At 47.6% G+C, this 10,486-nt stretch carries 9 protein-coding genes; all 9 read right to left on the bottom strand.

Annotated elements, in window-relative coordinates:
- Positions 1–19: 19 nt before the first annotated feature.
- Positions 20–649: a spore cortex biosynthesis protein YabQ gene (yabQ, locus tag GBH70_RS13565; protein ID WP_151681542.1), complete on the bottom strand. Its 630-nt coding sequence runs from the start codon at positions 647–649 to the stop codon at positions 20–22.
- Complete coding sequence (gene yabP, locus GBH70_RS13570; protein ID WP_151681543.1) at positions 646–951, bottom strand: sporulation protein YabP; 306 nt, start codon at positions 949–951, stop codon at positions 646–648. The genes yabQ and yabP overlap by 4 nt, the downstream gene beginning before the upstream one ends.
- A gap of 231 nt (positions 952–1,182) precedes the next feature.
- Positions 1,183–1,443 carry an RNA-binding S4 domain-containing protein gene (locus GBH70_RS13575; RefSeq protein ID WP_172967541.1) on the bottom strand — a complete coding sequence of 87 codons (261 nt, stop codon included), beginning with the start codon at positions 1,441–1,443 and terminating at the stop codon, positions 1,183–1,185.
- Positions 1,444–1,467: 24 nt separating this feature from the next.
- Entirely contained in the window at positions 1,468–2,928 is a 1,461-nt protein-coding gene (gene yabN / locus GBH70_RS13580; protein ID WP_151681545.1) for a bifunctional methyltransferase/pyrophosphohydrolase YabN, read from the bottom strand.
- Positions 2,918–4,540, bottom strand: a complete 1,623-nt coding sequence (locus GBH70_RS13585) for a putative polysaccharide biosynthesis protein (RefSeq protein WP_151681546.1) — start codon at positions 4,538–4,540, stop codon at positions 2,918–2,920. The genes yabN and GBH70_RS13585 overlap by 11 nt, the downstream gene beginning before the upstream one ends.
- 238 nt (positions 4,541–4,778) lie before the next feature.
- Positions 4,779–5,315, bottom strand: coding sequence for a stage V sporulation protein T (gene spoVT, locus GBH70_RS13590; RefSeq protein WP_151681547.1), 537 nt, complete (start codon positions 5,313–5,315; stop codon positions 4,779–4,781).
- A 265-nt stretch (positions 5,316–5,580) separates the two neighbouring features.
- A complete protein-coding gene (gene mfd, locus GBH70_RS13595; RefSeq protein WP_151681548.1) occupies positions 5,581–9,126 on the bottom strand; it encodes a transcription-repair coupling factor in 3,546 nt (1,181 codons plus the stop codon).
- Positions 9,127–9,274: 148 nt separating this feature from the next.
- Positions 9,275–9,502, bottom strand: coding sequence for an anti-sigma-F factor Fin family protein (locus tag GBH70_RS13600; protein WP_151681549.1), 228 nt, complete (start codon positions 9,500–9,502; stop codon positions 9,275–9,277).
- A 129-nt stretch (positions 9,503–9,631) separates the two neighbouring features.
- Positions 9,632–10,189, bottom strand: coding sequence for an aminoacyl-tRNA hydrolase (gene pth / locus GBH70_RS13605; protein WP_151681550.1), 558 nt, complete (start codon positions 10,187–10,189; stop codon positions 9,632–9,634).
- Positions 10,190–10,486: the final 297 nt, after the last annotated feature.

Raw genomic sequence — 10,486 nt, forward strand, 5'->3', positions numbered from 1 at the left:
GAATATATGATGAAGCGTGCTATTTTTTAAGAAACCTGCCGATCCGGTTTTTCATTTTTACTAACTTATTCTTGATCGTTTTCCATAATCCTGCCGTAAGCCCAAAGAAACTTTCAAAATATCTTTTCAGCGGATTTACCTGCCATAAAAGGCCGGCGATTGCGGAAAATGGTTTAAAGGCTGCCTTTAGTATCCATATTACCATTTTTGCCATCATTTTTACAATAGCATAAAAGGCCCGTCCCGCCCCCACTAACAGAGCAAACAGAAAAAGCACAAACCACTTGGCCGGGCGGAATAGGAGCAGCCGGAACATGCCGGCCGCAAACCAGGCAGTACGGACAGCCGTTTGGATACACCATTCAAGGATATGCATGTACACGCGCTTGAACAATGCCTGGTAAGCTGCAAATCCGCACAACAAGGCAAGAAAAATATAGAATCGGACTTCCCCGGAATTCACAAGAAACAATACATAAAAGAGCAGCAGGCTTTGGCACAGCCAAAAAAGAACATCATGGATAAAGACAATCCAGCGTTTTCTTTTTCCCCTTTGCAAAAAACGGTTATACGTATCAAGGGCGCCGCCAAAAAAGCTTCCCATGGCAAGCATGGCAAGCATCGTATAAAATTGCGTTGTCAGGCTCATCTAAACAGCTTGCTAAAGAGGCCCTTAGCTTTCTCCCCGTTGTGATCATCCAAATAAACCAAGTCAAACACTCTCCCTTTAATGGAGACGACCCCTTTATCCACATCCAGGTTTTTCATTTGCAGATTTTGCCCGCGGATTGCCAAAAAACCCATAACCGTTTCCAGTAAAAATTCCTCATTATCAAAACTTTCCACCTGTTTAACCCCGGTAATGTCCAGCAGCTTGCGGCCGCGCATAATGACATCATGTTCCTGGAGAACCGGCTTGCTGTTGGACGGCGTATTATAAAAATCACTCATCCTGATCCCCACTTTCCTTGTCCAAACTTTGTACTATACTATGCCAGGCAACCGGAAAAAAGACCGAAAACAAGACACACTTCCGGTCCCCCTGGAAATCTGGTATTCGCGCATTCTTCCGGCAGCCGCTCTAACAGGCTCGGATTTTTGCCTATCATCCTAAATTCGCTGCTTTCCATAGGGCCGACAATAAACGAAAAGCCGGCATGTTTCCATACCGGCCGGGCTTTCTTATTCATTCACCCGCGTTTCGCTGATGATTGTGTACATTTGTGCGGCATCTTCTTTTCTTGTCGATTCCTTTAAACTTTCCACTTTCGCCGTAACCACTTTCTGCCCGAAGCGGATCGTCAGTTCATCACCCACTTTTACGTTTGAACTTGCTTTCGCCTGTACGCCGTTAATCTGGATTCTGCCCTGGTCGGCAACTTCTTTCGCGAGCGTCCTCCGTTTGATCAATCGCGAAACTTTTAAAAATTTATCCAGGCGCATGGATGCAGTTTCCATTTTTTCACCTCATTTTCGTTCTTCCTTTTTTGCCAAATTCCAAAATGCATTGAGCTCTTCCAATGAAAAATCGCTGAAATCCCTTCCGCTTTTTTTCACTTGCTGCTCGATGAAATGGAAGCGGCGGATAAATTTTTGGTTTGTTTGTTCTAGCGCTTCTTCCGGATGGATGCGCAAAAACCGTGCCACATTAATCATTGCAAACAGTAAATCGCCAAATTCCGCTATTTCATTCTCGCGCTGCCCGCTTTCTATTTCAGCCGCAAATTCCCGCAGTTCTTCCCTCACTTTTTCCAGTGCTTCGGCAGCATGCTCCCAATCAAATCCAACCTTGGCTGCTTTTTTCTGGATTTCGTATGCACGGATCAGCGCCGGCATCCCTTTTGCAACGCCGTTCAGCAGCGATTCGCGCCCCGTTCCCGGTTTCTCGGCGGCTTTAATGCGTTCCCAGTTTTTGGTTACTTCTTCCGCATCCGTCACCTCCGCATCGCCGAACACATGCGGGTGGCGGCGGATCATTTTGGAAGCGAGCGCCTCCATCACATCTTCTATCGCGAACATGCCTTCATCTTCGCCGATTTGCGCATGCAGCATCACCTGCAACAGGACATCGCCGAGTTCTTCAACGAGATGGTCTTCGTCTTCTTCATCAATCGCCTCCAACACTTCATAGCACTCCTCGATCAAATATTTTTTCAGCGAAAGATGGGTTTGTTCCTTATCCCACGGACAGCCTTCAGGGCCGCGCAAATCCGCGATGATCTGCCGCAGTTCGGAAAAATCCTTTAAATCCCTGCCCTGTAAAGGCGGAACATAGACGCTTGTTAAGTTATCCAGTTCGAACTGCCGGTCCAGTTCATAAAGCGGGAGCCAGGTAACTTTTTCGTCCCTGCTTCCGGCAGCACGGACAACCGTCACCGTGTGTTCATCCGGATACTTTTCCATTAAAGTCAGCTTCACATCAGAAGCAATAAAGGCATCGTACACCTGCCCGATGATCAGGTGCCGGCCCGTCCGGATGTCTTTCCGTTTTAAATCGGTGCCGTCCAGCAGCTGGAAGCCTTCAATCGGATCCACTTTGACGGCTGTAAACAGCGCATCAATAAAGCTCTGCCCGCCGCCGATTTTTACTTCCGTTTGTTTTGCCGGGCCTTGTTCGAGCAGAAGCTGCACCGTCCGTTCCGCAACTAGCGGATGGCCGGGAACCGCGTAAAGTATATCCTGCTGTTCCGCTTCCCGGAAAAGAATTGCGGCAATTTCTTCGTATACTTCTTCAAACCGCCCGTGCTGTTCATACACATCATCGAAGGCGGTATACACCATCCCTTCCCGTTCCAGTTCCATAACAGCAGGATGCTCTTTTGTCCGTAAAAAAATGGTTTGGCCGCCTGTCAACTGCTTATACACCCCGAGCGGGAGCTGGCCGATGTCCCCCGCTCCAAGCCCGACGACCGTGATCTTATGGCTCATGTTTTCCACTCCAATTCTTTCGTTTGAGTCCGGCTAATTTATCTCCGAAAGGCACAAGCCCCCATTCTTCTTCAGAGAGCAAGTTTAACGCAATCACACTCATTACATAAACCGCCGCACCGATTGCCGTTCCGCCCAATGCGCCCGGAATGCTTGCCGTCCTGCCCGACAGACCGTAATGGTGAAAAAGGAAAAGCCAGATTTGTAGGCAGGCGGTCATGGCCAAAAGCGAAAGGCAGAGCTTTCCGTAAAACACGGCCGGCAGCATTGGAAAGTTTTCTTTTGCCAATCTTATCATAAATAATAGCGAAATGAACAGCATAGATACAACCGTCGCAGCTGCAGCGCCCATTGTGCCGAAATGCGGAACCCACCATTCGTTCAAAGCGTATTTCAAAAGGACACCGGCTGTAATGTAAACGGCAGGGGCATAGACCCGGCCTATTCCCTGGAGGATTCCGGCCAGCGTTAAAATCCATGTACTGAATAAAATGGACACGGAAAACACAGACAAAACGGCGGTGCCTTCGCTGTTCTCAAACAACATCGTATTGGCGAATACCATAATGTTCACCAGTCCTGCCGCAGCCCCCGCCCCGATGATTGTACTGATTTTTAAAGCCGAATACACCTGCTTAACAAGATTGTGCCGGCGGCCTTTTTGATATTCAAGCGTAATCAAGGGAACAAGATTGAGCGCAAGTGAAGAAGCGACGACCGTTCCAAGCTGCAAAAACGGCTGACCGCGGTCGTAAATCCCCTTCAGCTTTTTCGCTTTTTCCATCCCCACGCCGGCATCTCTCAGCAACGCATAAATATGGAGCGAATCGACAAATTGGAACAAAACGAGCAGCAGCCCGCTGATGCAGACTGCGACCCCTTCACATAACAGCATCCGTGCAACCGTTTTGATCCCGCTCCATTGAAAAGATTCTGTTCCCTTTTCCCGTTTGCCGTACTTTATATATAAAACTATCAGGACAGCTGTTGAAACCGCGCCGCCCAGCACAGACCCGAACACGGCGCCCTGCCCGGCCGCATACAAGGAAAAGCCGCTGTGCACGAGCCAAAAGGAGAATAGGAGAATAGCCGCGACCCGCACGGCCTGTTCCAGCACCTGGCTGAGGGCGGTTGGGATCATGTTGCCCTGCCCCTGGAAGAGGCCCCTGATGGCCGAAATAAGCGGCATCAATAAAAAGGAGAATGAAACCGTTTGAATGAGCGGGGCAAGTTTTTCATCTCCCATCCAGGCAGCCATTTGCGGCGCCGTGGAAAAAACAGCCAGAAACAAACCGAAACCGGATAAGCCCAGCACAACAAACACCATAGCCAAAAACGATCGGTGGACACTTTCCCCGGCTGCTTCCCTTTCCGCCACCATCTTTGAAATGGCAACGGGAAAACCCGATGCCGACAGGGCAATGACAATGCCGTAAATGGGATAAACCTGCTGGTAAATATAAAAACCGACATCGCCGACAATATTTTGAAACGGCACGCGGTAAACCGCACTGAGTATTTTTGTCATGATAGACGAAACCGTTAAAATGATGATGCCTTGAAAAAACTTTCTCGAATCCTTATCCTGCCGCACTTCTTTTCTGCCTTTCAACTTGGCGCCTGACTATAGATCGCACCGTTCTGATGATGAAATCTTATGTATTATACCATATCAGGCAAAAGAAGGGGGAAGATCCTTTAAAAGGGGCTGCCCCACGCTTTGTTGGCGGAAATTCGCGGGGCATCAACACAAAAAAGGAGCCCCTGTGCCGGGCATCCCCTTTTGGTTGTGCAGCCGTACAACAAACTGATGTGAAAAATTCCGGAAATCAATCGGCTGGGCAAAAACCTTATTGTTCCATTTGGCGCGCGAGAAAACCGGCAGCCGTTTCCGCCGATTTCTGTTCGACTTCCCCAATCGTGCGGTCTTTTGAAAAAATCACTACCGCGCCGATCGGGTCGCCGCTTGCCACAATCGGGGCAATCGTGTAGGAAGCTATCTCATCTTCAAATCCGTCCACCAATGCCACTTTCCCTTTTTCTTTTGATAAAACCGGCGTCCTGTTCTCCATCGCCTTTTCAATGACTTCCCCGTTGTTCTTGTTTAAGTAGTCTTTCTTTGATCCGCCGCTAACTGCAATGACCACGTCCCGGTCACAGATGAGTACCGGGCTTGTTAAACTGTCATACAGTGCCTCGACATATTCTTTGGCGAAATCGCTTAATTCACTGATCGGCGAATATTTTTTCAGAATGACTTCCCCGTCACGATCCACAAAAATTTCCAAAGGATCCCCTTCACGGATACGAAGCGTTCTTCGTATCTCTTTCGGGATGACAACTCTGCCTAAATCATCAATACGACGAACAATTCCAGTTGCTTTCATCTTAAGTTGCCTCGCTTTCATCAGATGATTGGTAACCATTCTTCAGATGGCTCTTGAATCCTTTACCTGCGTTGACATTAGTATCTTTCTTTTGGCAAGTTCTATACATCATACTATATCGTTTTTTCGCACAACCGCTAGTAAATGTATGTGTTACCACTTCTTAACTTTATTTTCCCACTATTTTCCCCTGCCAAACGCAGGCCAAACGAAAAAAGCATGAAGCAAAGCAAAAATAGCTTGTTCCATGCTTTTTCACATGAGCTTATCTCGAAGCGCTCGTTTCCTTGGACTTTTCAAACGCATCGCGCAGTTCCCTGATCATCTCCGTGCACGTGTACAGCCACTGGTTATCTTTGCTGTTTTTAATATCGAGCGTGATTTTCAGCTGGCTGCCGTCCATGCCGAAGCCGACCGAACGCCCGTATTTTTTTACAATGTCCACCACTTTCGGGCCGTTCACGATTTTCGTGCCGGCTTCGGACATTAAAATGGTAATGAGCTGCTTGTTCTGTTTAATGGATGACAGCATCGCATCTTTTGCGTATACTTTCATTTCCGCAATTGTAAACAAGTCGCTGACCTGCTGCGGATAATCGCCGAACCGGTCAATCATCTCTCCTTTTAATTCTTCAATGTCTTCCATCGTTTCAATGCCCCTGAACCGCTTATACATTTCAATTTTTTGGTATCCGTCTTTGATATACGCATCCGGAATGTATGCATCGATATCCAGTTCGACTTCAAACGGCGGAAGTTTTTCTGCCTCGCCATCCGTCCCCTTGCGCGCTTCAATCGCTTCTTTCAGCATTTGCGAATACAAATCAAAGCCGACTGAATCGATAAACCCGTGCTGCTGTGCGCCCAAAAGGTTCCCGGCGCCGCGGATGGCGAGGTCGCGCATCGCAATTTTAAACCCGGAGCCGAGTTCCGTGAATTCTTTGATCGCCTGCAGCCTTTTTTCCGACGCTTCCGCAAGGACTTTGTCTTTTTTGTACGTAAAATACGCATAGGCAACACGGTTGGAACGCCCGACACGCCCGCGCAGCTGGTACAGTTGTGAAAGCCCCATCCGGTCCGCGTCGCACACAATTAATGTATTGACATTTGGGATATCAACGCCTGTTTCAATAATCGTTGTCGTTACAAGAACATCGAATTCGCCCTCCAGAAATCCGAAAATGACCGTTTCGAGCTGCGCTTCGGTCATCTGGCCGTGCGCGTAGGCCACCCGGGCATCAGGAACAAGCATGGAGATTTCTTCCGCCTTCCGTTCGATATCCTCGATGCGGTTATACAAAAAGTAAACTTGCCCGTCCCGTGCGAGTTCGCGTTCGATCGCCTCGCGGACAATGTTATTATTGTACTCCAATACATACGTCTGGACAGGAAAACGGTTCTCAGGCGGCGTTTCGATGATCGACAAATCCCGCACGCCGAGCATGGACATATGCAGTGTCCTCGGGATCGGCGTCGCGGTTAACGTCAACACGTCGACATTTGTTTTCAGTTTCTTGATTTTTTCTTTATGGCTGACCCCGAAACGCTGCTCCTCGTCAATAATCAAAAGGCCCAAATCATGAAATTGGATATCTTTAGAAAGGAGGCGGTGGGTGCCGATCACCATATCAATCGTTCCGTTGCGCAGTCCCTTGATCGTTTCATTCTGCTCTTTCCGCGTCCGGAAACGGCTCAACATCCCGACTTTGATCGGATAGTCCTGGAACCTTTCCGTAACCGTTTCATAATGTTGCTGGGCAAGGATGGTCGTCGGAACTAGCATAGCCACTTGTTTGCCGTCCATAATCGCTTTAAAAGCGGCACGGATCGCGACTTCCGTTTTGCCGTAGCCGACATCCCCGCACAGCAGGCGGTCCATCGGTTTGCTTTTTTCCATGTCACGCTTGATTTCCTGGATGGATCTCAACTGGTCTTCCGTTTCTTTGTACGGGAAAGCAGCCTCAAATTCCCGCTGCATATCCCCGTCAGGCGAAAAGGCAAATCCTGTTGATGCTTCCCTTTCCGCATACAACTTGATCAAATCGTCCGCAATATCCTGAATGGAAGACTGGACTTTTCTTTTCACCCGTTTCCATTCGCTGCCGCCCAATTTATAGATCTTCGGTTCTTTGCCTTCCGATCCTACATATTTTTGGACGAGGTCTATCTGGTCGACCGGCACATACAGCTTATCTGAACCCTGGTATTTAATATGCAGGTAATCTTTATGGACACCGTTAATCTCAAGCGTGACGATGCCCAAATATTTTCCGATCCCGTGGTTGACATGGACAACATAATCGCCGACATTCAATTCCGAGTAATTTTTGATCCGCTCGGCATTGGACAATTTTTGGCGCCGTGCTCTTTTCTTCGCTTTTTTGTTAAAAAGTTCTTCTTCGGTAATGACCGCAAGCTTAAACATTGGCAGTTCAAAACCGGTGTTCAGGCTCCCCTCGGCCACTTGGATGCGGTGGGGGATCAACGACTGCCCCGCACTGACAACTGCCGCCTCCACTTCATAATCTTCCAGCACACTCCGCAGTTTTTCGGCCCGTTCCTCATCTGCACCAAGAAAAATAACTGTAAAATTCCCTTTTTTCCAGCGCTCGATTTCGGCTTTCAGCACATGCATCTGCCCATGGAACGTCTGCATTGGCTTACAGGCGATATTGACGATGTTTTGCGGGTTCGTGTTTTGAATATGCCGCAAAAACAGTGATAAATAGATTTTCTTTAATTTTTTTTCTGCAAGCAGGTTGTCCAGAGAATGGGAAACGGACAGATCATAGATCATTTCCCCATCTTCCACCATGGCCGTATACCATTCGGCTTCTTCCCTTTCCAGCCGCTCCTGGATTTCCTTCACGCGGCTGAATTCATCCAGAAACAAGATGCCGGATTCATCAACATAATCTAGTAAACTGGCAGGACGGCCATAAAGAATGGATAAATATTTGAAAATTTGTTCGGGCTTTTCCCCGTTTTTAAGCTTTTCAATATCAAAACCGATATTTTGGGCAAGATTTTGTTTGACCTTTTCATCTTTTATTTTTGAAAGCGTTTTAGATAAACCATCTTGTACGGCTGCCGCGGCTTTTTGCAGCATCCCGCGGCCGGCCAAAAACTCGGTGGCGGGGCCGATGGATGCAGCGGAAAGCTTTTTCCTTGAACGCTGGTCATCTGCGGAAAACGTCCGAATCGAGTCCACTTCTGTATCAAACAGTTCAATGCGGATTGGATCTTCTTCCGTAAGCGGGTAAATGTCGAGAATCCCGCCGCGCAGGCTGAAATCCCCCGGCGCATCAACCATATCCGACCGGTTGTATCCCATCTCCGCCAGCATTTCCAAAACATGATCGAGCTGTATTTCTTTTCCAACCTCAAAGTACAGCTGGTACTTTTCCCATACTGGTTTGGGTGGCAAAATTTTTCTCAACCCGGCCATCGGGACGACGACAAGGCAGTTTTTTTTCGAAAGAAGCGCATTTAAAACTTCGATCCGCTGCGCCCTCAGTTCAGGGCTCGCTACACCCATTTCCGCTGCAATCAGCTCATTGGCAGGATAGAGGAATAATGCATTTTCATCCACAAATTGCGAAAGGTCGTCGTATAATTTTTGCGCTTGTAATAGATTATAAGTCAACACAATGACCGGCTGCCCCGTTTTTTGGTACATGGAAGCAATGAACACGCTCCTTGCCGAACCGGACAAACCGGAAACGAGCTGTTCCTTCAGCCTGGCTTTTATGCCATTGACCACTGAGTCAATTTCGTCGTGTTCCAGTATGATTTGTTGTATCCCGTTCAAAAATTGCCAACTCCTCTCTTCACTGAGATTCCCTTTTCTCTATTATTCAAACTGTTTTGTAAAATCAAAATGAAAAAAGGCACAGCAGCGGACAGGCATTTTGCCCGCAGCAAACAGAAAAATGCTTTGGACTTTTTTCCAAAGCGCATTACTGGATTAAATAACCGTATTCGTGAAATTTCGATTCGCGTTCAAATAAATCCTGGCAGTCTTCGCAAATCGACTGGATACGGACGCTTCCATCTCCCTGGGGCACAACCATTTCCTTCCGTTCCTCTTCTGTTAAAAAGAACAGCCCCATCCGGTCCGCTTCAATATTTTCCCTGATTGTACCGATTTTCTTGCCGCAATGCCGGCAATAGTAATGGATTGCCATGCCCCGGCCCCCTTTTTTTCAACATTGTCCTTATATAGTATGGGCGCCTTCAAAAGGGGTTATTCATTTTTTGAAAAAAGATCTTAAAAACTGCCGCAAAATTCGCGCCTGAAAATGCTGGGGCAGGCTTTAATTATACACATTCATTACTTCCGGGAACGGCCTAGTGATCCAGGCTTCACACGCATCAGCGCTTTTTTCGACCGCCATTTGCATAGTGGCCCATTCTTCTTTGGAAAAACAGCCCAATACGTAATCGGGAATGTACACATTTTTATCCGGCCGCCCGATTCCGATGCGGATGCGATTAAATTCCTGTGTGCCGAGATGCCGGATCGTTGACTTAATCCCGTTATGGCCTCCCGCGCTGCCCTTCTGCCGGAGGCGGATCTTTCCCATCGGCAAATCGAGGTCATCGTACACCACGAGCAAGTCCCCGAAGGATAGACGATAATAATCCATTACAGCTTTGATGGACTCACCGGATAAATTCATATATGTCATCGGTTTTAAAAGCAGCACTTTTTCACCGCTTACGGTTGCTTCTGCACAAAGCCCCTTAAATTTGGATTGTTTAAAAGGGGATTGGAGCCTTTCCGAAAGCAGGTTAACCACCTCAAAACCGATATTATGTCTTGTCCGTTCATACTGGGACCCTGGATTTCCGAGCCCGACAATACATTTCATACCCACACCTCAATTAGTTGATACATTGCTGAATCATTTTATGATAGACTGCGCTGCATGGCGCTCCATTAATCGTACACGCTTTATTTAAAAGTCTGTTATGAAAATATGCGATGATAGGAATTTACATGCAGAAGAGATTGTTCGTTTTGAAAAGCTCCTTCGTCCTGGTATTTTCGATAGTCTAATGCCATGGAGGTTCTATTTCAATTATCCATGAAGAAAGGAAAAAGTGCAAGCAGGCCGGCCACAGCAAAAATTTACACAACCAGGCAAAAATCAACAGGCTGATTCCCG

Source organism: Weizmannia acidilactici, assembly GCF_008974225.1.
Classification (GTDB): domain Bacteria; phylum Bacillota; class Bacilli; order Bacillales; family Bacillaceae_C; genus Weizmannia; species Weizmannia acidilactici.

Bases quoted from the DNA above. Each gene is read 5' to 3' on its own strand.
- yabQ (WP_151681542.1), bottom strand. From the start codon at position 649: ATGAGCCTGACAACGCAATTTTATACGATGCTTGCCATGCTTGCCATG.
- yabP (WP_151681543.1), bottom strand. From the start codon at position 951: ATGAGTGATTTTTATAATACGCCGTCCAACAGCAAGCCGGTTCTCCAG.
- GBH70_RS13575 (WP_172967541.1), bottom strand. From the start codon at position 1,443: ATGCGCCTGGATAAATTTTTAAAAGTTTCGCGATTGATCAAACGGAGG.
- yabN (WP_151681545.1), bottom strand. From the start codon at position 2,928: ATGAGCCATAAGATCACGGTCGTCGGGCTTGGAGCGGGGGACATCGGC.
- spoVT (WP_151681547.1), bottom strand. From the start codon at position 5,315: ATGAAAGCAACTGGAATTGTTCGTCGTATTGATGATTTAGGCAGAGTT.
- GBH70_RS13600 (WP_151681549.1), bottom strand. From the start codon at position 9,502: ATGGCAATCCATTACTATTGCCGGCATTGCGGCAAGAAAATCGGTACA.
- pth (WP_151681550.1), bottom strand. From the start codon at position 10,189: ATGAAATGTATTGTCGGGCTCGGAAATCCAGGGTCCCAGTATGAACGG.